This is a genomic window from Streptomyces sp. NPDC013187 (genome assembly GCF_042899705.1).
Classification (GTDB): Bacteria; Actinomycetota; Actinomycetes; order Streptomycetales; family Streptomycetaceae; genus Streptomyces; species Streptomyces hawaiiensis_A.
Window position 1 is genome coordinate 90,713 of sequence record NZ_JBIBAF010000011.1, and the last position, 24,995, is coordinate 115,707.

The 24,995-nt window shown below is 70.9% G+C and carries 25 protein-coding genes and 4 pseudogenes; 14 read left to right on the forward strand and 15 right to left on the reverse strand.

Translation table 11 applies throughout. The annotated features are described in order from the left end of the window. The first annotated feature begins 8 nt into the window (after window positions 1-8). Window positions 9-1,184 (forward strand): spore photoproduct lyase family protein, encoded by a 1,176-nt coding sequence (locus ACFY5B_RS24020; RefSeq protein ID WP_389972365.1) that lies wholly within the window; start codon window positions 9-11, stop codon window positions 1,182-1,184. A gap of 63 nt (window positions 1,185-1,247) precedes the next feature. Here ACFY5B_RS24020 and ACFY5B_RS24025 read toward each other — a convergent pair. Continuing rightward, window positions 1,248-1,418, reverse strand: a pseudogene (locus ACFY5B_RS24025) (VOC family protein); the annotation flags it as partial. Between the two features lie 2 nt (window positions 1,419-1,420). Between ACFY5B_RS24025 and ACFY5B_RS24030 the strand changes: the two are divergent. After that, window positions 1,421-1,747: a putative quinol monooxygenase gene (locus ACFY5B_RS24030; RefSeq protein ID WP_389972753.1), complete on the forward strand. Its 327-nt coding sequence runs from the start codon at window positions 1,421-1,423 to the stop codon at window positions 1,745-1,747. A gap of 10 nt (window positions 1,748-1,757) precedes the next feature. Here the strand turns inward: ACFY5B_RS24030 and ACFY5B_RS24035 are convergent, their stop codons facing one another. From ACFY5B_RS24035 to ACFY5B_RS24050, 4 genes are all read right to left on the reverse strand, one after another. Beyond that, window positions 1,758-2,153, reverse strand: coding sequence for a DUF6281 family protein (locus tag ACFY5B_RS24035; RefSeq protein ID WP_389972367.1), 396 nt, complete (start codon window positions 2,151-2,153; stop codon window positions 1,758-1,760). 167 nt (window positions 2,154-2,320) lie between these two features. After that, window positions 2,321-3,196, reverse strand: coding sequence for a geranyl diphosphate 2-C-methyltransferase (locus ACFY5B_RS24040; protein ID WP_389972369.1), 876 nt, complete (start codon window positions 3,194-3,196; stop codon window positions 2,321-2,323). A 15-nt stretch (window positions 3,197-3,211) separates the two neighbouring features. Beyond that, a complete protein-coding gene (locus tag ACFY5B_RS24045; protein WP_389972370.1) occupies window positions 3,212-4,540 on the reverse strand; it encodes a family 2 encapsulin nanocompartment cargo protein terpene cyclase in 1,329 nt (442 codons plus the stop codon). Between the two features lie 80 nt (window positions 4,541-4,620). Continuing rightward, window positions 4,621-6,036 (reverse strand): family 2B encapsulin nanocompartment shell protein, encoded by a 1,416-nt coding sequence (locus tag ACFY5B_RS24050; protein WP_389972372.1) that lies wholly within the window; start codon window positions 6,034-6,036, stop codon window positions 4,621-4,623. Between the two features lie 483 nt (window positions 6,037-6,519). Between ACFY5B_RS24050 and ACFY5B_RS24055 the strand changes: the two genes are divergently transcribed. Both ACFY5B_RS24055 and ACFY5B_RS24060 read left to right on the forward strand, forming a co-directional pair. Then, window positions 6,520-7,047 (forward strand): AAA family ATPase, encoded by a 528-nt coding sequence (locus tag ACFY5B_RS24055; protein ID WP_389972374.1) that lies wholly within the window; start codon window positions 6,520-6,522, stop codon window positions 7,045-7,047. 35 nt (window positions 7,048-7,082) lie between these two features. Next, window positions 7,083-7,520 (forward strand): glutaredoxin domain-containing protein, encoded by a 438-nt coding sequence (locus ACFY5B_RS24060; RefSeq protein ID WP_389972376.1) that lies wholly within the window; start codon window positions 7,083-7,085, stop codon window positions 7,518-7,520. Between the two features lie 692 nt (window positions 7,521-8,212). Here the strand turns inward: ACFY5B_RS24060 and ACFY5B_RS24065 are convergent. Next, window positions 8,213-8,656 (reverse strand): annotated as a pseudogene (locus ACFY5B_RS24065) (ATP-binding protein); the annotation flags it as partial. 171 nt (window positions 8,657-8,827) lie between these two features. Between ACFY5B_RS24065 and ACFY5B_RS24070 the strand changes: the two are divergent. Then, complete coding sequence (locus ACFY5B_RS24070) at window positions 8,828-9,193, forward strand: STAS domain-containing protein (protein ID WP_389972378.1); 366 nt, start codon at window positions 8,828-8,830, stop codon at window positions 9,191-9,193. 75 nt (window positions 9,194-9,268) lie between these two features. Here the strand turns inward: ACFY5B_RS24070 and ACFY5B_RS24075 are convergent, their stop codons facing one another. Beyond that, complete coding sequence (locus ACFY5B_RS24075; protein WP_389972380.1) at window positions 9,269-10,051, reverse strand: TSUP family transporter; 783 nt, start codon at window positions 10,049-10,051, stop codon at window positions 9,269-9,271. A 201-nt stretch (window positions 10,052-10,252) separates the two neighbouring features. Here ACFY5B_RS24075 and ACFY5B_RS24080 point away from each other — a divergent pair. Then, window positions 10,253-10,372 (forward strand): annotated as a pseudogene (locus ACFY5B_RS24080) (S1 family peptidase); the annotation flags it as partial. Between the two features lie 102 nt (window positions 10,373-10,474). On the opposite strand, the gene ACFY5B_RS24085 reads toward ACFY5B_RS24080, so the two are convergent. The 3 genes from ACFY5B_RS24085 to ACFY5B_RS24095 are packed head-to-tail and all read right to left on the reverse strand — an operon-like array spanning window position 10,475 to window position 13,101. Continuing rightward, window positions 10,475-11,632, reverse strand: a complete 1,158-nt coding sequence (locus ACFY5B_RS24085; protein WP_389972382.1) for an acetyl-CoA C-acetyltransferase — start codon at window positions 11,630-11,632, stop codon at window positions 10,475-10,477. A 38-nt stretch (window positions 11,633-11,670) separates the two neighbouring features. Next, window positions 11,671-12,297: a TetR/AcrR family transcriptional regulator gene (locus tag ACFY5B_RS24090; RefSeq protein WP_389972384.1), complete on the reverse strand. Its 627-nt coding sequence runs from the start codon at window positions 12,295-12,297 to the stop codon at window positions 11,671-11,673. Between the two features lie 15 nt (window positions 12,298-12,312). Continuing rightward, entirely contained in the window at window positions 12,313-13,101 is a 789-nt protein-coding gene (locus ACFY5B_RS24095; RefSeq protein ID WP_389972385.1) for an SDR family oxidoreductase, read from the reverse strand. Between the two features lie 133 nt (window positions 13,102-13,234). Between ACFY5B_RS24095 and ACFY5B_RS24100 the strand changes: the two genes are divergently transcribed. Genes ACFY5B_RS24100 through ACFY5B_RS24110 form a run of 3 tightly spaced genes read left to right on the forward strand, consistent with a single transcriptional unit; the run spans window position 13,235 to window position 16,298 of the window. Next, the gene (locus ACFY5B_RS24100; protein ID WP_389972387.1) at window positions 13,235-14,092 is read left to right on the forward strand and encodes an enoyl-CoA hydratase; all 858 of its coding nucleotides are present in this window, start codon (window positions 13,235-13,237) and stop codon (window positions 14,090-14,092) included. After that, window positions 14,092-15,297 (forward strand): acyl-CoA dehydrogenase family protein, encoded by a 1,206-nt coding sequence (locus ACFY5B_RS24105; RefSeq protein ID WP_389972389.1) that lies wholly within the window; start codon window positions 14,092-14,094, stop codon window positions 15,295-15,297. Before ACFY5B_RS24100 ends, ACFY5B_RS24105 begins: the two co-directional genes overlap by 1 nt. Continuing rightward, window positions 15,297-16,298: an acyl-CoA dehydrogenase family protein gene (locus ACFY5B_RS24110; RefSeq protein WP_389972391.1), complete on the forward strand. Its 1,002-nt coding sequence runs from the start codon at window positions 15,297-15,299 to the stop codon at window positions 16,296-16,298. The genes ACFY5B_RS24105 and ACFY5B_RS24110 overlap by 1 nt, the downstream gene beginning before the upstream one ends. A 13-nt stretch (window positions 16,299-16,311) precedes the next feature. On the opposite strand, the gene ACFY5B_RS24115 is transcribed toward ACFY5B_RS24110, so the two are convergent. From ACFY5B_RS24115 to ACFY5B_RS24130, 4 genes are read right to left on the reverse strand one after another with little or no spacing between them, the layout of a single operon-like run. Next, window positions 16,312-17,400, reverse strand: coding sequence for an NAD(P)H-dependent flavin oxidoreductase (locus tag ACFY5B_RS24115; RefSeq protein WP_389972392.1), 1,089 nt, complete (start codon window positions 17,398-17,400; stop codon window positions 16,312-16,314). Beyond that, complete coding sequence (locus ACFY5B_RS24120; RefSeq protein ID WP_389972394.1) at window positions 17,397-18,167, reverse strand: CoA-transferase subunit beta; 771 nt, start codon at window positions 18,165-18,167, stop codon at window positions 17,397-17,399. The genes ACFY5B_RS24115 and ACFY5B_RS24120 overlap by 4 nt, the downstream gene beginning before the upstream one ends. Next, complete coding sequence (locus ACFY5B_RS24125; RefSeq protein WP_389972396.1) at window positions 18,164-19,027, reverse strand: CoA transferase subunit A; 864 nt, start codon at window positions 19,025-19,027, stop codon at window positions 18,164-18,166. Before ACFY5B_RS24125 ends, ACFY5B_RS24120 begins: the two co-directional genes overlap by 4 nt. Then, window positions 19,024-19,806, reverse strand: coding sequence for an enoyl-CoA hydratase family protein (locus ACFY5B_RS24130; protein ID WP_389972398.1), 783 nt, complete (start codon window positions 19,804-19,806; stop codon window positions 19,024-19,026). Before ACFY5B_RS24130 ends, ACFY5B_RS24125 begins: the two co-directional genes overlap by 4 nt. Window positions 19,807-19,885: 79 nt before the next feature. Here ACFY5B_RS24130 and ACFY5B_RS24135 point away from each other — a divergent pair, with 79 nt between their 5' ends. Together ACFY5B_RS24135 and ACFY5B_RS24140 are read left to right on the forward strand one after the other, a co-directional pair. Then, on the forward strand, window positions 19,886-20,662 hold the full coding sequence (locus ACFY5B_RS24135) for an SDR family oxidoreductase (RefSeq protein WP_389972399.1): 777 nt from the start codon (window positions 19,886-19,888) through the stop codon (window positions 20,660-20,662). A 59-nt stretch (window positions 20,663-20,721) separates the two neighbouring features. Continuing rightward, a complete protein-coding gene (locus tag ACFY5B_RS24140; protein ID WP_389972401.1) occupies window positions 20,722-21,630 on the forward strand; it encodes an SDR family oxidoreductase in 909 nt (302 codons plus the stop codon). A gap of 66 nt (window positions 21,631-21,696) precedes the next feature. Here the strand turns inward: ACFY5B_RS24140 and ACFY5B_RS24145 are convergent, their stop codons facing one another. Continuing rightward, window positions 21,697-22,809, reverse strand: a complete 1,113-nt coding sequence (locus tag ACFY5B_RS24145; protein ID WP_389972403.1) for a DUF3533 domain-containing protein — start codon at window positions 22,807-22,809, stop codon at window positions 21,697-21,699. Window positions 22,810-22,961: 152 nt separating this feature from the next. On the opposite strand from ACFY5B_RS24145, the pseudogene ACFY5B_RS24150 reads away from it, so the two are divergent. The 3 genes and pseudogenes from ACFY5B_RS24150 to ACFY5B_RS24160 form a co-directional block, all read left to right on the forward strand. Beyond that, window positions 22,962-23,664: pseudogene (locus ACFY5B_RS24150) on the forward strand (hypothetical protein); the annotation flags it as partial. Continuing rightward, the gene (locus ACFY5B_RS24155) at window positions 23,661-24,002 is read left to right on the forward strand and encodes an L-rhamnose mutarotase (protein ID WP_389972405.1); all 342 of its coding nucleotides are present in this window, start codon (window positions 23,661-23,663) and stop codon (window positions 24,000-24,002) included. The pseudogene ACFY5B_RS24150 and the gene ACFY5B_RS24155, both read left to right, overlap by 4 nt. After that, the gene (locus ACFY5B_RS24160) at window positions 23,999-24,919 is read left to right on the forward strand and encodes an amidohydrolase family protein (protein ID WP_389972407.1); all 921 of its coding nucleotides are present in this window, start codon (window positions 23,999-24,001) and stop codon (window positions 24,917-24,919) included. Before ACFY5B_RS24155 ends, ACFY5B_RS24160 begins: the two co-directional genes overlap by 4 nt. Window positions 24,920-24,995: the final 76 nt, after the last annotated feature.

Sequence of the window (24,995 nt, forward strand, 5' to 3'; positions counted from 1 at the left end):
GAGCACTCATGCACCACCCGTCCGGCAGCACGGACGACGACCCCGACGCACTGTTCGGGCTCGACGCCCTCTCCCCCGGCCCCGCCGCACCCGACCGGCCCTCCGCGTTCCGCACTTCCGCCGTGGCCGGCCGGCTGCTGCCCGTGCGGGAGATCTACGCCGAGCCCGCGGCTGCCGCGTCCCCGCGCGGGAGGCAGATCAGCGCCCGGTTTCCCGACGCCCGGGTGACCATGGTCGACTCCCACTGGCGCATCCCCGGGCTGCACGGCAACCAGGGCAACATTGAGCGCTGGGTGCGCATCAAGGGGGAAACGCTGGTCCTGGGTGAGAAGAAGACCCTCACCACTCGCCCCAACGGCCGGTCCGCGGATTGGATCGCTCCCGGCACCTCCAACGGTTGCGCGATGGCCTGCGCCTACTGCTACGTGCCCCGGCGCAAGGGGTACGCGAACCCCATCACCGTCTTCACCAATATCGACAGGATCATCGCCCACCTCGCCCGGCACGTGGCACGGCAGGGGCCCAAGCACGAGCCGAACCAGTGCGACCCCAAGGCGTGGGTGTATGACATCGGGGAGAACGGCGACTGCTCCGTGGATGCGCTGATCTGCGACAACACCGCGGACCTGGTGCACGCCTTCCGGCAGTGGCCCACGGCCAAGGCGTCCTTCGCCACCAAGTTCGTCAACCCCGACCTGCTGGCCCTCGACCCGCGTGGCCGCACCCGCATCCGGTTCTCGCTGATGCCGCCGGACGACGCCCGGCTGCTCGATGTGCGCACCTCCCCCGTCGCCGAGCGGATCGGCGCCGCCGCGGACTTCCTGGACGCGGGGTACGAGGTGCACTTCAACCTCTCCCCCGTGGTCGTCCGCCCCGGGTGGCAGGACGCCTGGGCCGAGCTGCTCACCCACCTCGACGACGTCCTGCCCCGGCGGGTGAAGCAGCAGGCCGCCGCGGAGGTGATCATGCTGACCCACAACCAGGAGCTGCACGAGGTCAACGTCGGATGGCACCCCCGCGCCGAGGAGGCCCTGTGGCGGCCTGAACTCCAACAGGCCAAGCGCTCCGAGAACGGCGCGCTGAACCTCCGTTACCGCAACAGTGTCAAGGGCGAGGCCGTACAGACACTGCGCACCCTGATCGACCGCCATGCGCCGTGGCTGCGGGTGCGCTATGCCTTCTGAGCACCGGGCGGGACCAGTGAGGCGGCCGTCCGGGTCAGCGACCGATACGGCGGGCCCTGCGGTTCATTCCAGCGGAGTGACAAGGCAGAAGGGATGACCGACCGGGTCGGCGTACACCCGGTAACCGACCGGCTTGTCCGACCCGTCGAGCAGTGTGGCACCCAACGCGAGTACTTGTGGCTCGGCCAGGTCGAGATCCGCGACCATGACGTCGATGTGCATCTGCTGGGATGCCCATAGAAGTTGGCGAGCTCGGCCGGGGCGGGGCAATCGATGACGATAGCGTGAAGCTTTCCGATCATCCCGTCGACTATGGCGCCTACGGCGCTGAAGCACCATGTGCCGCGATCCCTTCAGCCCCTGTTTGTGTCGTACCTGAGGGAAGCGGCCCCGTCGGCATCGACGGATTCGCCCGGCCCCGCCCGGAACGCGCCGAGGAACTGGAGCGTCTGCTCCTTTCGTTCGTCGAGCCGACGCGCTCCGAGCCGGGCGCCTGGCAGTACCAGGTGCACCGCGATGTCTCCGCCCCCACCACGCTCTCCGCGAGCGCTGTCACCCCTTGAGAAGCAGAGGTCACCAGGCGTCAGCGATCAGTTTCTCCACCTCCGGCGGCAGTTCGTTGCCGCGGTGGACCGCAACGAACCTCACGTCGTCGGGTGCGTCTCCGACGGCGATGGCCACGGTGGGAGAGATGCCGTCCACGGCGTAGGCGGTTTCCGTAGTGGACGGCTCCTCGCCCTTGTTCCGGCCGCCGGTGTCGTCACAGGGCGGCTGGGTCGCCGTGCCCAGTTCGTTGCCCACGGTGAACTCCACATTGGCCACATCCCGGTAGGTGCGCCCGTCGTAGGTCACCACGTAGACGCACGACGCCGCGGCCTCCCCGCTGTCCTCCTCCGGCTCGCAGGCGGAAACCGACGCCGCTGCGGCCGCCGTCAGCAGTGCGAGCACGGATCGCTTGGCCCAGCCCATGATCGGACCTCCAGGTTTCAGTTCTGAACCGACGTGTCTGAGTCCGAAGACGTGTCCGGCCTCATCAACACCGACGGAGTGGAGGTCCTGTTCGTTCGGGTGACTTCTGGGGCAACCTCGCGGGGCCGGGGTCCGTACAGACGGCCCCCGGCCCCGCGAGGTCGGTCTCACACGCGGTCGGCCGCGATCAGGACGTACTGGAACGAGCCGTCCCGGTAGGACTCGATGAACGCCTTCTCGATACCGGTGACCAGCGAGGACGTGGCCCGCAGCTCCCAGTAGGGCAGCGTGTCCGGGGTGAGGTCGACGATGGTCTGCGGCACGAGCCGGTTGTCGGCCATGGCCCGCAGATACTCGCGGCGGGAGTGGATGTTGCACTCGAAGTGGGCGTTGATCTGGGAGACCCACTTCGACGGCTGGCCGTAGCGGGGGTTCCAGCAGCCGGTGATCGTCACATACCGGCCGCCCACCTTGAGGAAGCGGGAGTGCTCGGCGAACAGGTCGTGCAGGTCGACGTACATCGTCGACTCGTTGTTCCACGAGGCGGTGACGCTGCCCTTGTCGAAGGGCGTGTCGAGCATGTTGCACACGCGGGAGCGGACGTGGTCCTCGATCCGCAGTTCTCGTGCGCGCCTGTTGCCGAAGTCGGCCTGGGTGGCGGACAGGGTGACGCCCTCCACCTTGCAGCCGAAGCGGCGGTGGGCCATGACCATGGACCCGCCGCGCCCGCAGCCGGCGTCGACGAGGGTGTCGTCGGGTCCCACCGGGCCGAGGTGGTCCATGAGGAACTCTGCCTGAGCCGACTCCAGCCGGTGCAGCTCCGCGATGAGCTTCTTCTCGTACTCGCTGTGGGCCGGGTCGCCGAGCGCGGCGTGGTCCACGGCGCCGATGCCGTAGTGGTGGTGGTAGAGCCCGTCCACGTCACCGAGACGGAGGTTGACCGGCCGCGCCTCGTTGTTCCAGTAGCGGGCGATGTCCCCCTGGTACGGCGTCGCCGGAGCCGGAATCTTCGCGGAGAGGGGGGAGGTCGTTTCAGTGGTCACAGAGATGTCCGTTCCTTACCAGAAGTCGGGCAGGCTGTAGCGGTAGGTGTTGGTGCGGTGCCAGTCGTGGTTGCCGTCGACCCACGCGGCCACGCCCTTGAGGAAGCGCAGCACGGGGGGCAGGGGGCAGGCCTCCGCGAGGTCGGCCGCGGCGGCCTCGAAGGCGAGCTGGAGTTCGTTGTGGACCTCGACGGCCTTCAGGTAGGCGTCGCGTTCGCAGAGCTGCTCGCGTTCGGCGATCACCACGGGCAGGTTCAGATGACGGCCGGGGCTGTTGAGTTCCTTCGTGTACGAGTAGAGGTCGTTGACGATGGTGGTCGCGTTGCCGGCGAGGGCGATGACCCGCTGCATGTCCGGCCGGGCATGCAGGTCCGCGGGCAGTTCGTAGCCGCCGACGGTGTCGGTGATCGTGGGGCAGGGGCGGAAGTTGTTGAACTGGCGCATCGCCAGGTACTCCCACACCTCCGGGACGTGCTCGGTCTGTGCCCAGGCGGCCTCGGCGAGGTAGCCCATGTGCAGCCGGGCCATGTCGTGCCGGTAGCGGTCGGCCTGGGAGTCCGTGGCCGCGCGGACGAAGTAGTCCATCGCGCTGCGGTATGCCCGGCGCGGGGCGTCCGAGGTGAGCGACTCCTGCCACGCCGGCGTGTACTCCGCGGTGGTGTGGAAGTGGTCGAGTGCGGTGTGCGCAAGCAGGAGGCGCCCGCCGAGTCCGACGGGTGACCCGCCGTGGTCCTCGCAGTAGCAGTCGTCCACCGCGTTCTCCGCGACCATCAGCCGCGTGGCGAGCATCAGGTGGTCGACCGTCGGCGCGTCGGGATGACAGGCGACCATGTACCGGCCGACGGAGAAGCCGTCGAACTGCCCCTCCCACTCCTCGGGGTAGAGCTGGACCTCGTCCTCGGCCCAGGCCTTGATCCGGCGGCTCACCTCCTCGACACGCACGGGGTCCGGCTCCGGGACGGGGTGGTAGTAGAGGCCGGGCACGGCTTGTCCGGCGGCGGGCTCGGCGGGGGCCGGGGGCACTGCATCCGGGAGCGTGGCGGTGTCCCTGCTCGCCGAGGAGAGCGAGCTCGTGCCCGGTCCGGTCGGTCCACGCAGGATCCGCTGGAGGGCGGAGCCGCCCGCGGCCGCGTCAGCCGTGGCTGGTACGGCGGAGGCGGCCGTAGGGGCCGGTGGCGTCGGCAGGCCGGAAATCGGGACCGGCGGATGCAGTGCCGCCAGGAAGTGCCGGGCGGTCGGCGTGATCTGACGGTCGGGGGCCGACGCGAGGGTGTCCGGCAAGGCGGTGGGCGATGTCGGACGTCGCTCAGGGGGGGATGTTCCGAGGGGCCCGGAATCGGGCATCGGCGGCTCCTTGCTGCGGTGGGGTGGGCGCTCCGTGGCGGGCGGGGGCGACAGTCGTGCCCCTGCCGCGGATCGGGGCTTCAGCGCGGCCTGGGGGCGATCTGCACGTTCTCCATCACTCCGAGCGCGTCGGGCAGGAGCACCGCGGCCGAGTAGTAGGTGCTGACGAGGTAGGAGATGATCGCCTGTTCGTTGATGCCCATGAACCGCACGGAGAGCCCCGGTTCGTACTCGTCCGGCAGTCCGGTCTGCCACAGGCCGATGACGCCCTGGTTCTTCTCGCCGGTGCGCATCGCGATGATGGAGCTGGTCTGTTCCTTGCTGATCGGGATCTTGTTGCAGGGCAGGATGGGGACACCGCGCCAGGCGGGGACGGATTGCCCGCCGAGGTCGACATGGTCGGGGTAGAGGCCGCAGGCGTTGAAGCCGCGTCCGATGGCGGCGATGGTCCTCGGGTGGGCGAGGAACATTTTGGTGCCGCGCCGGCGGCAGAGAAGATCGTCCATGTCGTCCGGGGTCGGCGGGCCGGAGCGGGGCTGGACGCGCTGCTTGAAGTCGGCGTTGTGCAGGAGCCCGAAGTCGCGGTTGTTGATCAGCTCGTGTTCCTGGCGCTCGCGCAACGCCTCCACGGTGAGCCTGAGTTGCTCCTCGCTCTGGTTCATCGGACCGTTGTAGAGGTCGGCCACCCGGGTGTGGATCCTCAGGACGGTCTGTGCGACGGAGAGCTCGTACTCGCGCGGCTGCAGTTCGTAGTCGACGAAGGTGCCGGGCAGTTCGGCTTCGCCGACATGACCGGCCGACAGGGCGATCTCGGCCTCGCCGTGCTTGTTCTGCCGCAGCCGCGTGCGGGAGCTGAACCGGTCGACGTGGGCTTGAAGGCTTGGGGCGGAATCCATGACCGCGCTGAAGTCGGCGCGGGTGAGGGTGAGGAGGGTGCCGGAGGTCTCGGCGGTGGTCGTGCAGTCGTGGCGGGCTTCGGAGTCCAGCAGGGCGCTCTCACCGAAGTGGTCGCCGTCCGCCAGGACCCCGACGGCGACCTCTCCGCCGTACTTGCCCTCGGAGGTCTGGCTGACCCGGCCGTGGGCGATCAGGTGGAGCCGGTCTGCGGGGCTGCCGCGTTCGGCGAGGACTTCTCCCGCCGTGAAGTCGCTCTGCGTGCAGCGGTCGGCGAGGGCGGTGAGGACGTCCGTGTCCTCGAACCCGCGCAGCAGGGCCAGTTCCCCGAGCTCCCGGGGGATCACCCGGACCGTGGCGCCTTCCTGGACGAACTCGATGTGCCCGTCGCCGAGAGTGTGGCGCAGCCGCCGGTTGACCCGGTAGGCGCCGCCGCCGGCCTCGACCCAAGGCAGCATCCGCAGCAGCCAGCGGGAGGTGATCTCCTGCATCTGCGGCGCGGACTTGGTGGTGCTGGCGAGATTGCGGGCGGCGGCGGTGCTCAGGGACTGCTGCGGCGGGTCGGACGTGGTCTGGGCTTCCGGGATGCTGTCGACGGTCATCGAGGGCAGATGCTCCTTGCACGACGGGTCGTCCGGTGCACAGGGGTGCGCCGACCGGGGGACAGGGAGGGAGTGGGCAACGAGCGGGAAGGATCACGGGAATCCGTCCACCTGCAGAAAGCTAGCCGCTGAAGGGGCCGCATCCGCCGGCGAGACGAGATGCTTACCTCGAAGCAGTGACAATCACTTGAATGCGGTTTATCGGCCCGTCACGTGTCATTGCCCGGCACAGCTGGGGATGTTCAGGGCATTCCGGGAAACCGAACCGTCCACGAGGAGACCGCCGGCGGGGCGGGCGACGAGGTCGAGGGTCCCGTCGGGGGTGCGGACGACGCTGTGCACGATGGCGAGGCCGAGGCCGACAATCGCAGCGAGATCCGCTTTTCGATACGGCGGCGATACCACCACGGCGGGAAGAGCACACCTCTCCCCAGTGACCAGATCCGCTTTATCGCGGCAGGCGGAGCGCTAGTGTCTGATTCCATGATCGTATGGCTCAACGGCACTCATGGCGCGGGCAAGACGACGACCAGCGCACTCGTGCAGAAGCTGATTCCGGATTCACGGGTGTTCGACGCCGAGAAGGTCGGCGAGACGCTCATGGACATCACGCCGGCGCTGCCCGACACGGACAACTTCCAGCACTGGCCGCCGTGGCGGCCGCTGGTGGTCGAGACGGCCCGTCGCGTGCTCGACTACACCGGAGGCACTCTGGTGATCCCCATGACCGTCCTGGTCGAGGAGTACTGGCGGGAGATCAGCGCCGGGCTCGCCCAACACTCCATCGAGGTACGGCACTTCGTCCTTCACGCCGACCAGGACACCCTCCGACGGCGCATCGAGGGGGAGCATGTCGTCCCCTCCCCGTTTCGTCTCAAGTACCTTGCGCCCTACGCCGAGGCGGCCCGCACCTGGCTGCACAGCGCGGCCGAGGTCGTCGACACCACGCACCTCACGCCCGCCGAGGCCGCTCTGCGCATCGCGGAGGCCGTCGGGACGCAGCGACCCTGACCGGTCGGCCCTGTTCATCGGTAACGTGCGTCACCATGATGCGTGCTTGGATCCTGCCCATGCTGCTCGCGCTCTGCGGCTCGGTCGCCGCGACCGGACTGGTCTTCGCAGGGAGCCCGGGCACAGCAGCCGGATTCCTGCTGGTGTTCCTGCTGCTCGCCGGCGTGAAGTCGCCGCTGATCTTCCCGAGGTCGATCGGTGCGCGGGAGGCACGACAACGCAGCGCGGTCGACGGCCGACCGGTCGTGTTCTGGCGGCCGGGCTGCGCGTACTGCCTGCGCCTGCGTATCCGGTTGGGGTGGAGCGCTCGCCGGTTGTACTGGGTGGACATCTGGCGTGACCCGGCCGGAGCCGCGGCGGTCAGGGAGGTCAACGACGGCAACGAGACCGTGCCGACTGTCGTCGTGGACGGCCGCTCACACACCAACCCCGATCCGGCGTGGGTCCGCAGCCGGCTCTCCCCGTCTCGGTGACGCCCCGGTCATCAGGTGGCGGTTTCAGGGGCCGTGGGTGGCGAATCGATGGCCAGGACTGGCAGACCGACTTCCTGCGGCCACCCCGGTCGCCAGCCGCTGAGCCACTCGGTGAAGTCCTCTCGCAGGAACCGCGCATCCACCGGCTTCAGCCGAGTCTGGGGCCGCTCGCCTCCCACTCCTGCGTGCTCACCATCGGGCATCGTCTACCTGCCGGGCGTACAGCTCCTCCAAGGGCCGTCCGCTGCTCAGCTGGGCGGCGGAGTCCGACCCGGCGGAGGCGCCCACGATCACGTCGGCCCCGGTCACGTCATGCCCGGCGTCCGCCAGGCCCGCCGGCAGCCCAGTGATTCGGGCGATGCCCCCGACTCCACCACCGTCCAGCACCACGCCTCTGTCATGGCCGCCCCTTGCGTTGTGGAGTGCTTCGCTGAGGTCGGAATCCTGGTGCCCAGCAGTACGAAACCGTCAGTCCGGGTGGCGCCGGGTCGGGCTCGTCAGGCCTCTCCGGCCGGTGCACCGCCTGGTAGGTGCCGCGGGGGCGAGTTGTCCGAAGGCATGGTGGCCAGCCGAGAAGATGCTACGTCGTGCCCGGTGCGAGGTGGGCGCGGATCCGGATCGATTCGCCCTGTGGGAGCCGGCGTTGCCGCAGGCCCGGAGCCGGAGGCACCCGACGCGCCGGAGGGGTCAGAGGGGTCGGTCAGGGCGATGCGGGCCGTGATGCGCTTGCCGACCGCCTCCCGGTCGACGGACAAGCCCTCCGATACCGCCTTGACGATCTCCAGGCCGTGACCGCCGATCCTGCCCGGATCCGCGGCCCGGGCCGCCGGGACCTCGGGATCGCTGTCCCATACGACCACTTCCACGACGCCGGCGGTCAGCCCCAGCTCCACCAGGACGGGGCCCGGAGCGTACTTGCAGGCGTTGGTGACCAGCTCGCTCACCACGAGCTGGGTGAGATCTTTCGCGCGCGCGGTCACCGGCAGGCCGTACACTTCGCCCGCCTGGTCGAGGAAGGCGGCCGCGTGCTGGCGTGCGTCCGCGATACAGCCGTCGTCGCCGCCCAGGGCGAAGCCGACGCGCACCAAGTGTTCGTCGCGTGCTGTACAGCCGTCGCCGTCGGTATCATCTGCCACTGGCCTCGCCTCACTCCCCCGTTTCGCGCGCGACTACCCCCCTTGCCGGCATGCATGCCGCTCGGGTGATGTTCGAAACAATCCCGTGGGTGCATCCGGGCCGTCGGTGGGGCAGAATCATCCGCGCACGTCCTGAACCGGTGACAAGCCTAAATCGCAGTCGAGGAGACCGTGGCCCACATCGAACCAGCGGACCGGCCGGCACGGCTCTCCGTCGAACACCGCATGGTCGAGGGCATCCGTGTCGTGACACTGCGGGGTGAGATCGACCATGACGTCCAGGATGTCCTGCGGCAGGCCCTGCAGGCCGAGGGCGGGGCTGTGCCGCCGCGGATAGTCGCCGATCTCAACGCCGTGACGTTCATGGACTCCAGCGGCATCAACGTCTTCGTCGCGGCGTACCAGCAGCTGAGCGACGCAGACGGCTGGGTGCGCATCGCGGGGGCCCAGGATTCCGTCCTGCGCGTCCTGCAACTGGTCGGCGTCGACACGCTCATCCCCTGCCACCCCACGACCGAGCAAGCCCTGACCGCCTGACCGCTGCCCGCGGACGGGCCGCCGGGCAGCAAGGTGAGACACAGGGCGCCGCACGGCTGTGCCCGTGCTGCCGGCTCAGGCGAGCGCCTGCGCTGCGTAGAGTGCGCCGATCGCGGCGGCCAGGGTACCCAGCAGGAGGCGGAGGAACCCCTCTGGCAGCCGGGGTTGGAGGCGGGCACCCAGGTAGCCGCCGGTCAGCCCGCCCAGTCCGCAGGCCAGTCCGAGAAGCCAGTCGGGGGCGATGTCGTCGCCACCGGTGAGGGCGAGCAGTCCGTAGGTGCCGGCGCCGACCAGCGAGGTCAGGAAGGTGGAGGCGAGTGCGGCCGGGGCGACATGGGCGACGGGCATGCCCCGGCCGACCAGAATGGGCCCGAGAATGGAGCCGCCGCCGATGCCGTAGATACCGCCGACCGTGCCGACTGCCAGCGCCAATGTGGTGATCGTGCGCGGCGAGGTCTCGGTCGGGGTGCGGGTGGATGGTGTGCGCAGCGTGCGGATGATCAGCCAGAGCCCCAGGGGGAGCAGCAGGACGGCGACCAGCAGGCGGAACACGCCCGGTCCGGGAAGGGCGAAGACGCGGATGACGGCGCCGAGGACGACGCCGGGCAGCGTGCCTGCGATCAGGCGGCGGGTCAGCGGGCCGTAGAGGTTTCCGTCGCGCCGGTAGCGCAGCAGCGCGCCGGGGCCGGCAACAACGTTGTACAGCAGGTTCGTCGGAGTGACGGCGGGGCTGGGGACGCCGAGGACGCTGAGCTGGACCGGCAGCAGGAACACGGCTCCGGAGACTCCGACCGGTGCGGTGACCAGCGCGATCAGGGCGCCTGCGGCGAAGGCGAGTAGCGATGCCGACCAGTCCAACCGTTTCCGCCCTTTCCGAGCCTCCGTTCAGTATGGGATGCGGCCCGGCGGCGGTGGTCGGCGCCCCCGACGTGATCGGCGAAGTCGGGGAGACGCGCCGCTGCAGGGCACTGCCGCCTCCACGCGCGGTGGCGGAAGACAGGCCTGAACTCGGGCACTGCCGCCTCAGCGCGCGGTGGCCGAGGACAGGCCTGAACCTGCGGTGACCCGTATGACACCGGCAACGTCCGCTGCTCCATCGGCTTCGCCGTGCGCGGTGGCTTCGTCACCGCCGGTCACTGCGGCTCGCCGAGCGCGGCGGTGTGCGGCCGGGGCCGGTCGTGCACCGACGGACTCTCGTCAGCATGCCGAGCGGGTCCCGGCACGCAACGGCCGCCGGAGCCCGCCCGCACCGCTGCACGTCCTCCCGTGCCTGCGCCTGGGTCAAAGGCGTTCGATGATGGTCACGTTGGCCTGGCCGCCGCCCTCGCACATCGTCTGCAGTCCGTAGCGGCCGCCCGTGCGTTCCAGCTCGTGCAGGAGGGTGGTCGTCAGCCGGGTTCCGGTGGCTCCGAGCGGGTGGCCGAGGGCGATGGCGCCGCCGTTGGCATTGACCTTCTCTGGGTCGGCTCCGGTCTCCTTCAGCCAGGCCAGCACCACCGAGGCGAAGGCCTCGTTGATCTCGACCAGGTCGATCTCGTCGAGCGTCATCCCGGACTTCTTCAGGGCGTACGCGGTGGCCGGGATCGGAGCGGTCAGCATGCGGATCGGGTCCTCGCCGCGTACCGAGAGGTGGTGGACGCGGGCCCTGGGGGTCAGACCGTGCTCCCGCACGGCCCGCTCCGAGGCGACCAGCATGGCCGAGGCGCCGTCGGAGATCTGGGAGGACAGCGCGGCCGTGAGCCGGCCGCCCTCCACCAGCGGCTGCAGTCCCGCCATCTTCTCCGGGCTGGTGTCGCGGCGCGGGCCCTCGTCGTGGGCCACGTCGCCGTACGCGACGGTCTCCCGATCGAAGCGGCCCTCGTCGATGGCCCGGACGGCCCGTTGGTGGGAGCGGAACGCGAACTCCTCCATGGCCTCACGGGATATGTCCCACTTGCGGGCGATCTCCTCGGCGCCGAGGAACTGGTTGACCGGCCGGTCGCCGTAGCGGGCCCGCCAGCCCGCCGAGCCGGCGAACGGGCCCTCGGTCAGGCCCAGCGGTGCGGCGGCCTGCCGGGTGGCGAAGGCGATGGGGATCTGCGACATGTTCTGCACGCCGCCGGCGACGACCAGGTCCTGGGTGCCGGAGAGGACGCCCTGCGCGGCGAAGTGCAGGGCCTGCTGCGAGGAGCCGCACTGGCGGTCGACGGTCACACCGGGCACCTCTTCGGGCAGTCCGGCGGCCAGCCAGCAGGTGCGCGCTATGTCACCGGCCTGTGGGCCGACGGTGTCGAGGCAGCCGAACACCACGTCCTCGACGGCGGCCGGGTCGACGCCGGAGCGCTCCATCAGCGCGGTCAGCACATGGGCGCCCAGGTCGGCCGGGTGGACGGCGGACAGTCCGCCGCCCCGCCGGCCGACCGGGGTGCGCACCGCTTCGACGATGTATGCCTCGGCCATGACGTCTCCTTCTCTGTGTCTGCGATCTGCAGGACTGGCTAGGAGTCGTGCAAGGCGATGCCCTCCAGCACCATCGACAGGTACTGGCGGGCGATCTCCTCGGGGCTGTGCCGGCCGCCCGGCCGGTACCAGGACGCCGCGACCCAGACCGTGTCGCGCACGAAGCGGTAGGTGAGCCGTACGTCCAGGTCGGGTCGGAAGACCTTGGCGGCCACTCCCCGCTCCAGCGTGCCCAGCCACGCCTTCTCGAACTTCTGCTGCGACTCGACGAGATACGCGAAGTGCGGCCGGGTCCCCAGGTGCTTGGACTCCTTCTGGTAGATGGCGACCGCGTCGAGGTGCCGGTCGATCTCCCGGAAGGACTCGGTCACGAGGGCCTCCAGGGTTTCCCTGGGGCCGAGCCCGGCGCCCAGCACGGCGTCGTACCGGGACCAGAGCTCGTCCAGGAAGCCGGAGAGGATCTCGTCCAGCATCGACTCCTTGGAGTCGAAGTGGTAGTAGAGGCTGCCCGCCAGCATCCCCGCCGCGTCGGCGATCTTGCGGACGGTCGTGGCGTTGTAGCCCTGCGCGGCGAACACCCGAGCCGCGATGGCCAGGAGTTCCTCGCGCCGCTCGGGCGGGCTCACCGTGGACTTCTTGTGGTCGCTGTCGCTGCTTTTCGGCACGGGACCATTCTCGCCTCACGGGTGCTGGCTGCTGACCGACAGGACCTCGCCGGTCAGGTACGACGAGTAGCCGCTGGCCAGGAACACGATCACGTTGGCCACCTCCCACGGTTCCGCACAGCGACCGAAGGCCTCGCGGCCGGTCAGTTCCTCCAGCAGTTCGGGGGTGGTGACCTTGGCGAGGTGTGGGTGCATGGCCAGGCTCGGGGAGACGGCGTTCACCCGCACTCCGTAGGCGGCGGCCTCCACCGCGGCACAGCGGGTGAGGGCCATGACACCGGCCTTCGCGGCGGCGTAGTGGGCCTGGCCTTGCTGTGCGCGCCAGCCGATCACCGAGGCGTTGTTGACGACGGCACCGCCGGCGCCCGCGGCTTTCATCCGGCGCAGTGCGGCGCGGGTGCAGCGGAAGGTGCCGTTGAGGGTGACGTCGAGGACCTTGTTCCATTGCTCGTCGGTCATGTCGACGACATCGGCGGTACCACCGAGGCCCGCGTTGTTGACCACGATGTCCAGGCGTCCGTGGTGTTCCTCGGCATGGTCGAACAGCGCGGTGACCTGGTCCTCGTCCGTGACGTCGCAGCGCAGTGCGGTGACGCGGTCGGGGCCGAACTCGGCGGCCAGCGCCGCTTCGGACTTCTTCAGGCGGCGGGCATGGGCGTCGGAGATCACGACCCGGGCGCCCTCCTCCAGCAGCCGGCGGGCGGTCGCGCCGCCGATCCCGGCGCCCGCGGCGGCGGTGACGACGGCCGTGCGGCCGGTGAGCAGGTGGTGGCCGGGCAGGTACGGCGGTGGGGCCGCGGTCATGACCTACCTCCTCGGGCAGCGTGCCACCGATGCCGCCGCCGTCCGTTTCCTCGGCTGTGGCGCTGGGGCGACTCTCGACGGCCGACGACCCGTACGTTAACCTACCAAACACTTGTTAGGGAAGGAGGAGGCGATGTCCACCGCCCGCACCGCACCCCCGGACCCCGTGCGCTACGAGCGCCGCGGCGCCGTCGCCCTGGTGACGATGGACCGGCCCGAGTACCGCAACGCCCAGAACTCCGCGATGACCTACGCGCTGGACCGGGCCTTCTACCGCGCGGCGGACGACGACGAGGTGAAGGTCGTGATCCTCGCCGGAGCGGGGCAGCACTTCTCCGCCGGTCACGACATCGGCACTCCGGAGCGGGACGCGCACCTGCCGTTCGACCGCACAGCGGGACTCTGGTGGGACCACTCTCAGAAGGCGGGGGCCGAGAGCCGCTTCGCCCGCGAGTCCGAGGTGTACCTGGGCATGTGCCGGCGCTGGCGCGAGCTGCCCAAGCCGGTCATCGCCTCGGTGCAGGGGGCGTGCGTGGCCGGGGGGCTGATGCTGGCATGGGTGTGCGATCTGATCGTCGCTTCGGAGGACGCCTTCTTCGCCGACCCGGTGGTGCGCATGGGGATCCCGGGGGTCGAGTACTTCGCCCACCCGTGGGTGATGCCGCCACGGATCGCCAAGGAGTTCCTCTACACCGGCGACCGGATGAGCGCGCGGCGCGCCTACGAGGTCGGCATGGTCAACCGGGTCGTGCCCCGTGAGGAACTCGCGCGGCACACCCTGGACCTGGCGGAGCGGATCGCGGCGATGCCCCGGATGGGGCTGGCGCTGACGAAGCGTGCCGTCAATCAGGCGGAGGACCTTCAGGGCCTGCATTCGGGGCTGGACTCGGTCTTCGGGCTGCACCATCTCGCACACGCGCACAACGCGGAGACGAGCGACGACTCGCTCGGCGGGATGGACGTGCGCGCGATGAAGGAAGCGCGCCGCTGATGGACCTCGACTTCACCGCCGCCGAGAACACCTTCCGGGCACAGGCGCGGGACTGGCTCGCCGCCCGTGTGCCGTCGGTTCCGCTGCCGTCGCTGGAGACCGCGGCGGGGTTCGCCGCCCACCGGGAGTGGGAGGGCACGCTGTTCGCCGACCGCTGGTCGGTGGTCTCCTGGCCCGAGCGGTTCGGCGGCCGGGGCTCCTCCCTGCTGGAGTGGCTGATCTTCGAAGAGGAGTACTACCGGGCCGGCGCGCCCGGCCGGGTAGCCCAGAACGGCATCAACCTCCTCGCCCCCACGCTCTTCGAGCACGGCACCGAAGAGCAGCGCGCGCGACTCCTGCCGTCCATGGCGAGCGGCGAGGTCATCTGGGCGCAGGCCTGGTCCGAGCCGGAGGCGGGGTCCGACCTGGCCTCGCTGCGGTCCACCGCCGTGCGGACGGAGGGCGGCTGGCGCATCAGCGGCCAGAAGACCTGGTCCTCCCGGGCGGCCTTCGCCGACCGCGCGTTCGGCCTGTTCCGGAGCGACCCGCACACGGACCGGCCGCACCGGGGTCTGACGTATCTGATGTTCCCGCTGGACGCCGAGGGGGTGACCGTACGGCCCATCGCACGGCTGGACGGCAAGCCCGCCTTCGCCGAGTTGTTCCTCGACGATGTCTTCGTGCCGGACGAGGACGTCATCGGGGAGCCGGGGCAGGGCTGGCGGGTCGCGATGAGCGCCAGCGGCAACGAGCGTGGGCTGACCCTGCGCAGCCCCGGCCGCTTCACCGCCGCGGCCGACCGGCTGACCGCCCTGTGGCGCTCCACCACTGACCCCGGCTCCACAGCGGACTTCACCTCAGGCTCCGGCTCTCACGACCCCGCGTTGCGCGACCGGGTCGCCGACGCGGTCATCGGCGCCCGTGCCTACCAGTTGTTCACCTACGCCCACGCCTCACGCATCGCCGCCGGCGGATCCATCGGCGCCGAGTCCAGCCTCAACAAGGTCTTCTGGTCCGAGCTGGACATCGCCGTGCACGAGACCGCCCTCGATCTGCTCGGCCCCCGCGGAGAGCTGTCCGACGAGTCCACCGAGGCGGTTGCGCACGGCAGTTGGGCCGAGGGGTACACCTTCTCCCTGGCCGGTCCGATCTACGCCGGCACCAACGAGATCCAGCGCGACATCATCGCCGAGCGGCTGCTCGGCCTGCCGAAGGGACGCCGGTGATGCGGTTTCTCCTCGACGACGAGCAGCGGGAGTTCGCCCGCGCGCTGGACGGCATGCTGGGATCCGCCTGTACACCCGGCGTCGTACGGTCCTGGGCGGCCGGCGACCACGGACCCGGACGCGCCCTGTGGGCCAGGCTCGCGGAGGCCGGCGTCTTCGCCCTCGCCGTTCCGGAGGAGCACGAGGGTCTGGGACCGCTGCCCGTCGAACTCACCGTCGCCTTCGGCGAGCTGGGCCGTCATGCCGTGCCGGGTCCGCTGGCCGAGACGGCCGCCGCTGGTGCCCTGCTGGGCAGGCTCGGGGGCGACGCGGCGCATGCCTGGCTCCCGCAGTTGATGTCGGGCAAGGCCGTGGCGTCCCTGTGCGTCCTGTCGCCCGGGGGCAGCCCGTACGCGCTGGACGCCGACGCCGCCGACGCGGTGTTCGTGGTGGACGGCGACACCGTACGGCTCGCGGCCTCGCACGGTCCGGTGCAGTCGTCGGCCGACCCGGCGCGGCGGCTGGCCCGACCGCTGGGTGGAGCCGTGCTCGCGCAGGGGCCCGCGGTGACGGCGGCCGCCGCGTACGCCGCCGATGTCGCGGCGCTGGTCACCGCCGCGCAGGCCCTCGGGCTGGGAAGATCGCTGCTGGAACGCACGGTGGAGTACGTACGGCAGCGCACCCAGTTCGGGGTGACTGTCGGCTCGTTCCAGGCGGTCAAGCACCGCCTGGCCGACACCCTCATCGCCCTGGAGTTCGCCCGGCCTCTGGTCCATGCCGCCGCTCTGGCCCTGGCGGCGGGTGATCCGGCAGCAGGCCGGGAGGTGGCCGCCGCGAAGGTGTCGGCCTGCGAGGCGGCGTACGGGGCGGCGCGTACGGCCCTGCAACTCCACGGCGCCGTCGGCTACACCGAGGAACCGGACCTGTCCCTGTGGATCCGCAAGGCCCGCCCCTTGCGTGCCGTCTGGGGTACTCCGGCCGCATGCCGAGCCCGGGTACTGGCGGACGGACCGGCGGGATGAGGTGGGCGGCAGATCAGCGCGAACTGTGTCTGACGGTACGGCCGTCGGTCGGCAGCCTGCCGAGCGTGGCGTGTGCCTCCGCCATGATCGCGTCGACGAGTTCGGCGCAGGACGGCAGGTCGTCGATCAGCCCCCCGACCTGGCCGCAGGCCATCACGCCCAGGTCGGTGCGGCCGTCGACCATCGCGGCCTTGAGGAGCATCGGGGTGTTGGCGGCCAGCAGGACCTGGCTCCAGGTCAGTTCCTTGCCGTGTCTCATGGCGAGGCCGTCGCGCACCAGGCCGGTCCAGCTCATGCCGGAGTCCCGTTTGAAGGCGGAGGCGTGCCGGAGGGCGCGCAGCAGGGAGGCTGTACGGCCGGAGCGCTCCAGCGCGTCGATCAGGTCGCTGCGCAGCATTCGGTGGGGCAGGCCGTCGACCTTGGTGGTGACGGTGACGTCCTGGACGCCCGCGGCGAGGTAGCGGGCCTTGACGGCGTCGGGGACGGTGCTGTCGGAGGTGAGCAGGAAGCGGGTGCCCATGGCGATGCCGGCGGCGCCGTAGGCCAGGGCCGCGACCAGTCCGCGGCCGTCCCGGAAGCCGCCGGCGGCGATCACGGGGATGTCGACGGCGTCCACGACCTGTGGCAGCAGCACGGTGGTGGCGACGCTGCCGGTGTGGCCGCCACCCTCGCCGCCCTGCACGAGCACGGCGTCGGCTCCCCAGGCCGCGACCTTCTCGGCATGCCGCCGGGCACCCACGGAGGGGATGACGACGACTCCCGCGTCCTTCAGACGGGCGATCAGTTCCGGCCGGGGCGCGAGCGCGAACGAGGCGACCTTCACGCCCTCGTCGAGGATGATCCGCACCCTCTCCCCCGCGTCCGAGGCGTCGGCCCGGAGGTTGACTCCGAAGGGCGCGTCGGTGCGGGACCTGACCTCGCGCACGGCCGAGCGGAGCTGATCCGGGGTCATGGTGGCGGACGCGAGGATGCCCAGGGCTCCGGCGTTGGCGGCGGCGGTGACCAGGCGGGGTCCGGCCACCCATCCCATGCCGGTCTGGACGATGGGGGTGCGCACTCCGACGAGTTCGGTGAGGGCCGTGGCGATCGCGGTGCCGCTCATGCGGGCACCTCGCGGTCGCGGGCGCCCTTCGGGTCGATGACCTCCCGGATCAGGCGAAGCTCCTCGGTGGTGAGGTCACGGGTGTACGGCACGTCGTCCGGGACGGTGAGCGCGAAACCGGTGGCCTGGAGCACCTGCTCGATCGTGACCCCCGGATGCAGCGAGCGCATCCGCATCGAGTGGTCCGGGGTGGCGAAGTCGAAGACGCCCAGGTTGCTGACGACCTCCGGGACGTGGTGGTAGCGGGTGGCGGACGGGCCGGCCTCGGCGGCGCGGTCGTAGCCGACTCCGCACACCATGTCGGCCTGCTCCACGAAGACGCGCGGAGAGTGCTTGGGTATCCAGTAACTGGTCGGATTGTTCAGAGTGTTGATGGGCGCGCCCCGGACACCCAGGAGTTGCCGGGTGGGACGGGACCAGTCGCCGATGCACGAGATGTTCTGGTTGCCGTAACGGTCGAGCTGACTGGCTCCCATCATCACGTGCCGTCGGCCCGTCGCCACGAGGGCCAGGTGCTGGCGGTAGGGCAGCCAGCCCTCCACCACCTGGGCCCGGGCACCGAGCGCCGGGACGTCGCCGATCAGCAGTGCCTCGCCGTCGGTCAGCAGCAGGTCGGGTGCGAACGTCAGTTTCGCCAGGCGGGCGCCGATGGTGGGCACGGTGCCCATGGGTGCGGCCAGGACCTCCCCGGCGTGGCGCCAGGCCTCCGCGCAGGCCACCACGCAGTACTCGGCGCGTGTCGTGTTGATCGTCCTGGGACTGCTCACGTCCGCTCCTCATGGAATGCCGCGACCGCGGCCTGGTACGTCTCTTCGTCCGCGGACAGGTAGCGATCGGTGAAGGCCTGCCAGGCTTCCGGGTCGCGGGCGGCCTGGGCATAGGCGCGCTGGAAGGGCTCGTCGCGGTCGTGGTCGGGGGCGCAGGAGGTGAAGTGCGCGCCGTTGGGTGTCTGGACGACCCCGGTCACGAACGCCCGCTTGACGAGCAGCGTCTGCGGGACCGCGTCCTCGAGCAGGTCGGCTGTGCCGACGAGCTGCTCGCAGGATATGTACGCGGCGTCGGCTGCCTGGCAGAACAGGTCGTCGAAGTAAGGGTCGGGCCCCAGGTACTGGGCGTTGCCCTGTGCGTCCGCCCGGTTGAGGTGCACCAGCGCCGCGTCCAGGCGCAACGCCGGGACCGCGACGAACTCCTCGCCGTCCGCATAGGGCGAGACCACCGTGCGCAGGTGCGGGTTGACCCTCATCACGTCGGAGCCGAGACCGGCACGGACCGGCAGGAAGGGCAGCCGCTGCGCGGCAGCGGTCAGGGCCCACATGAACATCGCCTCGTCCAGCTCCACCAGGTCGAACGCACCTCGTTGCCGGGCCGCGGTGAAGTGCGGCTCCAGGGGGACGGAGTCCAGGGTGGCGAACGGGGCCACGAGGGTGCGGATCCGTCCTGCCGCGGCGAGCAGGCCGACGTCGGGACCGCCGTAGGACACCACGGTCAGATCGGTGATGTCGGAGCGCAGCAGCGCGCGGATCAAGGCCATCGGCTTGCGGCGCGATCCCCAGCCGCCGATGCCCAGAGTCATGCCGCTACGGAGCCGGCCGGCCACCTGCTCGGCGGTCATCGTCTTGTCGCTCAACGCGTCTCCCCTTCCGACGACGTGACCGCTTTCGGCGACTGGGAGGACACGAAGGCCTCGCGGTACCGGTCCGACACGCCCCTGAGGTTGGCCTCGAACGTGAAGCCCTGCTCGAAGCGGTAGCTGCGGCGGACGTCCACCGGGTCGATGCCGTTGATCGAGGCCTTGGCGAAGCGGATGAGGAGTCCGTCCTTGGCGGCGATCTCCCTGGCCAGCTCCATGGCCGCGGTGTGCAGCCGCTCGCGCGGGACGACCCGCCACACCGAGCCGTGGCGGTGCAGTTCCTCGGCCGTCACGGTGCGCGAGGTGTAGTAGAGCGTCCGCATCAGATGCTGCGGGACCAGCCGGGCCAGGTGGGTGGCCGCGCCGAGCGCACCCCGGTCCAGCTCGGGCAGCCCGAAGGTCGCGTCGTCGCTCGCCACGATCGAGTCGGCGTTGCCGACCAGGCCGATCCCGCCGCCCACGCAGAAGCCCTGCACCGCGGCGACCACGGGGACCTCGCAGTCGTAGACCGCTGCGAACGCCTCGTAGCAGCCGCGGTTGGTGCCGACGAGCGCCGTGTACCCCTCGGTGCGCTGCATCTCCTTGATGTCGGCGCCGGCGTTGAACCCGCGCCCCGCCGCGGTGAGGACGACGCAGCGCACGGCGGGATCGGAACCGGCCGCGCGCACCGCGGCGGCCAGGTCGTACCAGCCCTGGACGGGGAGGGCGTTGACCGGTGGGAAGTCCACGGTGATGACGGTGATGCCCTCTTCGGGGCTTGCGGTGGAGACACCCATGGGCGGATCAGCTACCTTTCCACCAAACGTTTGTTAGGTATGAAGGTAGCAGCGGAGTACGCCTCGCGGGAGGTCCCCCATGGCAACGATCACCGATCTGAGCGGACGGGTGGCGGTGGTCACCGGCGGAACCAGGGGCGTGGGCGCGGGCATCACCCGGGCCCTGCTGGAGGCCGGGGCCGAGGTGGTGACCTGCGCCCGGCGCCCCGCGGACCGGCCCGTCGAAGCGGCCGGGCGCACCGCCCGCTTCCTCCCGGTCGACCTGCGTGACGCGGACGCCGTCGGCGCCTTCTTCACTCACGTGCGGGGCGAGTACGGGGGGCTGGACGTGCTCGTCAACAACGCCGGGGGCACGCCGTACCGGATGCTCGAGGAGGGCGGGGCCGAACGGCACAGCCGGGTCGTCGCATTGAATCTGCTCGCCCCGCTGACCGCCTCCCTCGCCGCCTACGAGCAGATGCGCGCCCAGCCCGGCGGCGGGTCGATCGTCATGATCGGCAGTGTCAGCGGCAGCCGTCCGTCACCGGGCTCGGCGGCCTACGGCGCGGCCAAGGCGGGGCTGGAGCAGCTGGCCCGCAGCATGGCCGTGGAGTGGGCCCCACGGGTCAGGGTCAACACCCTGGTCCTCGGCATGGTCCGCACCGAGCTGTCGCATCTGCACTACGGCGACGAGGACGGCATCGCGGCCGTCGGCAGCACCGTGCCGCTCGGCCGGCTCGCCGACCCGGCGGAGGTGGGCGACGCCTGTGTCTTCCTCGCCTCCGAACGCGCGGCGTACATCAGCGGTGCGAGCCTGCTCGTCCACGGCGGCGGCGAACGCCCGGCCTTCCTCGACGCCGCCACGGCCGGCGACTGAGCCCACCGAGCCCACCCGTTCCCTGGCCTTCCAGGCCTCTCGATGAAGGGACCCGAAGAATGTTTGGACTGTGCAGCGAACGTGTCGCGATCGTCACCGGGGCGGGGCGCGGACTCGGCCGGGCGCACGCCCTCGCTCTCGCCGCCGAGGGTGCGAAGGTCGTCGTGAACGACCTCGGTGTCGGCCTCGACGGGACAGGTACCGAGGCGGGGCCCGCCCAGCTCGTCGTCGACGAGATCGTCACCCGCGGCGGGCAGGCGGTCGCCCACTGCGGGGACATCGCCACGACGGCGGGCGCGGCCTCGTTGATCCGCACCGCGGTCGAGACCTACGGCCGCCTCGACACCCTGGTGAACAATGCCGGATTCCTGCGCGACCGCATGCTCGTGAACCTCGACGAGGACGACTGGGACGCCGTCATGCGCGTCCATCTCAAGGGGCACTTCCTGCCGCTGAAGCACGCGGCGGCCCACTGGCGGGCAGAGGCGAAGGCGGGCCGCGTCCCCGCGGCCCGGGTCGTCAACACCAGCAGCGGGGCAGGGCTGCTGGGCAGTGTCGGCCAGGGCAACTACTCCGCGGCCAAGGCCGGGATCGTCGGGCTGACCCTGGTCGCCGCGGCCGAAATGGGCCGCTACGGCGTCCTGGTCAACGCCATCGCCCCCGCGGCCCGCACCCGGATGACGGAGGCGACGTTCGCCGAGACCATGGCGGCCCCCGACAGCGGCTTCGACGCCATGGCCCCGGAGAACGTGTCCCCGCTGGTCGTGTGGCTCGGCTCCGCGGCCTCCGCCGGGGTGACGGGGCGGGTCTTCGAGGCTGCGGGCGGTCGCATCACGGTCATGGAGGGGTGGCGCCCCGGCCCCGCGGCGGACAAGGGCGTCCGTTGGTCCCCTTCCGAGGCCGGGGAGGCCGCACTGGAACTCCTGGCGGAGGCGGCGACTCCGGAACCGGTGTACGGGGCGCGGTGAACACCGGTGCGGGTGTTCGACTCCGACGCATTCGTCGCGGACGGGTGGGTGTCGACGGACAGCGCGTCAGCCGGTGGGGGACGGCTCCGGCAGCGTCCCGGGTTCTGCGGCGGGGGCGTTCGGGTGTCGGCGTTCGTTCCGCCACGAAGCCGCCCAGGCGAGTACCGCGCCGCCCACGGCGTAGGCGCCGAGCACCCAGAGTGCCGCCGTGACGGCATGGCCCGAGAAGTAGACCGTGTTGCGGACCAGCGTGGTACCGGCCCCCGGCGGCAGGGCCTGTCCGATCGCGCTCCAGAACGCGGGGAGCAGCGGCGCCGGGTAGACGCCGCCGGAGCTCGGATTGCCCAGCACCACGAACAGCAGGATGACCACGCCGGTACCCAGCAGGCCCAGCAGGGTCTGCAGGGCGAGCGCGGTCGCCGCCGAGGCGAGGACGACCAGGGCACCGATGCCGCTCAGGGCCCAGAAATGACCGTCGAGTGCGCCGAACACCGGCCCCACGACTGCCGCTCCGGCGATTCCGGACACGGCCGCGTACAACGCGAGCACGGCGAGGCGGATCAGGGTGCGCTGCCGGTTGGCAGGGCGGGCACCCGCCGCCATCCCCATGATCGTGGCCGTGAGATAACCGCCGATCACCCAGCCCACCACCAGGTAGAAGGACGTCATGCCTCGGCCGTCCCCGGCGTTCGGGGGGCGGATGTCGGAGACGGTGATCTGCCGCTTCTGCGCCGTCTCGATCTTCTGGGCGATCTGTGTGGCGGTCTGCGACACCGAGGGCCCACCGGCCGAAGCGACCAGGAGGGTGTCCTTGGTACCGGCCGCGTCGAAGAGGAAGGCGGCGTCCGTCTTTCTCGTGAGCACCCATTGCCGGGCCGTCTCGGCGCTCGGTGCCGCCGTCGCCTTGACGGGGTCGCCGGACAGGGCGTCGAGCTGGGCGACGATCTTCGCGGAAGCCTGTTGTGGAGCGGCGACCGCCACGGCTATCCGGTGGGGCGTGGGCGAGTGGAAGGCCCCGACGTAGGAGACGATGAAGGCGAGCTGCACGAGCAGGCCGCCGAGCACGAGCCCGAAGGCCCGGAGCGTGACGGCATCCTTGAACTCGGCTGCGAAAACAGGCGACTTGGCGTCGCGCTCGGTCGGCGATTCACCCGAAGGCGGGCTGGAGGGTGCTTTCACGGGCGAATGATCGCACACGGACGTGAATGCCCTACTCCGCTTACTCCGCTTCCACCGCTTCCACCGCTTCCACCGGTTCGCCGGCGATCGGTGACGCACTCGCGCTGCGCAGTGCCTTGTTCAGCCTCCCGCCTCGCCCGGCGCTACCCGACAACCCGGTCACCGCGCCGGTGCCGGTGGCCCTGTGGCACCACAGGGCCCCTGACGCCGACCATGCCCGGCTGAAGGGGCTGGGTGAGGCCGACGGCATCGACTGGCGCGGGGTCCGGCCGTTCCGTGCCCAGGAGGAGCCCGGGCACGAGAAGGCGTGGTTCGCCTTCCACGCCGGTGACGACCCCGGGTACCCGGAGCGGACCCTGGCCACCGCCCAGGCCCAGGTCCGCCACCGTCTGCGGCGCATGGACCGCTACCGCTACCTGGAGGTGGCCGAGGCAGACATCCATGTGTGGCAGCTGTGCAGTCCGGTGGTCACCGAGGCTCTCGTCCAGCTGACCTGGGGCGGCCCCAGGTGCTGTACACGGCGGCCTGCAACAGGCCCGGCTGCGCTACCACGACGCCGAGGCCCAGGCGGGTGCCTTCGCTGAGCACAGCATCACGGCGCTCCGGTACACAACGTGCGCGGACGACGGTTGAATCGGGGACATGTACGACTACGGCCACACGGAGCCGGTCGTCTCCCATGCGGAGACGGCTTGCGACAGTGCCTACCTGACCGTCCGGCTTCCGGCGTCCACCCCTATACAGCTGAGACACCGGCTTCGGTCTCGCACCCGCACCCGCACACCCAGCTACCGCACACCTTTCGACACCTGTGCCGACCAGCCCCGCCCGGGCGTGGAGGAGGACACCTCATGAAGCGCTTCGCCCAGACCATCAGGCTCCGACCCGAACACCGGCGGGAGTACCTCGAACTCCACTCCGCCGTGTGGCCCGGGGTCGAGGCCGCCCTGCACCGGGCACGGATTCGCAACTACAGCATCTTCCTCCACGGTGACGTGCTGTTCGCTTACTTCGAGTACCACGGCGAGGACTTCGAGGCCGACATGGCGGAACTCGAGGCCGATCCCGAGACCCAGGAGTGGTGGAAGCTCACCGACCCCTGCCAGGAGCCCTGGCCGGACCGGGGTGACTCACGCCAGTGGACGGAGATGCCGGAGGTCTGGCACCTGAACCCGGAGGGGGACCCACAGTGACCGCAGCACCCGCACTCGTCGACGCCCACCATCACCTGTGGGACCTCGATCGGCGCCCGCAACCCTGGCTCGACGACCCCGACGTGGCAACGATCCGCCGTACCTTCACCCCCGGCGATCTGCGCTCCACCGCCACTCACCCGATCGCGGGCCGACGGCTGCACAGCACGGTCGTGGTGCAATGCATCGCGGACGTGCCCGAGACCGAGGACCTGCTCGCCCTCGCCGCACAGGAGCCACTGATCGGGGCCGTGGTCGGCTGGGCGGATCTGACGTCCCCGGCGATCGGTGACGTGCTCGACCGCCTGAGCGCCGGACCCGGCGGCACGTATCTGCGCTCCGTGCGCCACCTCGTCCAGGGCGAGACGGACCCCGAATGGCTGCAGCGGCCCGATGTGGAGCGCGGCCTGGCGGCCCTGCGGGACCGCGGGCTCTGCTACGACGTGCTCGTCCGCAGCCACCAGCTCGAGCAGGCGATCCGGCTGGCCGAACGGTTCCCGGACCTGCCCCAGGTCCTCGACCACGCGGGCAAGCCGCCCATCGCCGCGTGTGACCTGGCGGACTGGGAACGCGAGGTGCGCCGGCTGGCGGGTCATCCCCACGTGGTGTGCAAGGTGTCGGGGCTGATCACCGAGGCCGACCACGACACCTGGTCGACCGCCGGCATCCGGCCCGTCTGGGACGTTCTGCTCGACTCCTTCGGCCCCGGCCGGCTGATGTTCGGCTCGGACTGGCCGGTCGCGAACCTCGCCGGCGGCTGGAACCGCTGGGCCGCCACCGTGGACGAACTGCTCGACGGCTGTGCCGAGACCGAGATCCAGGCCGTCCTGGCCGGAACGGCGACCGCCTTCTACCGCCTGGCGCCCGCCCCCGAGGGAGGCGACGCCACAGCCCGCACCACAAGGGGGGACGGATGACTCCTTCTCACCGTCCACCTTCCTCCCCCAAGGCGCACGTGGCCCACGTGGCGCACAGCGGACCGTAGGGAACTCC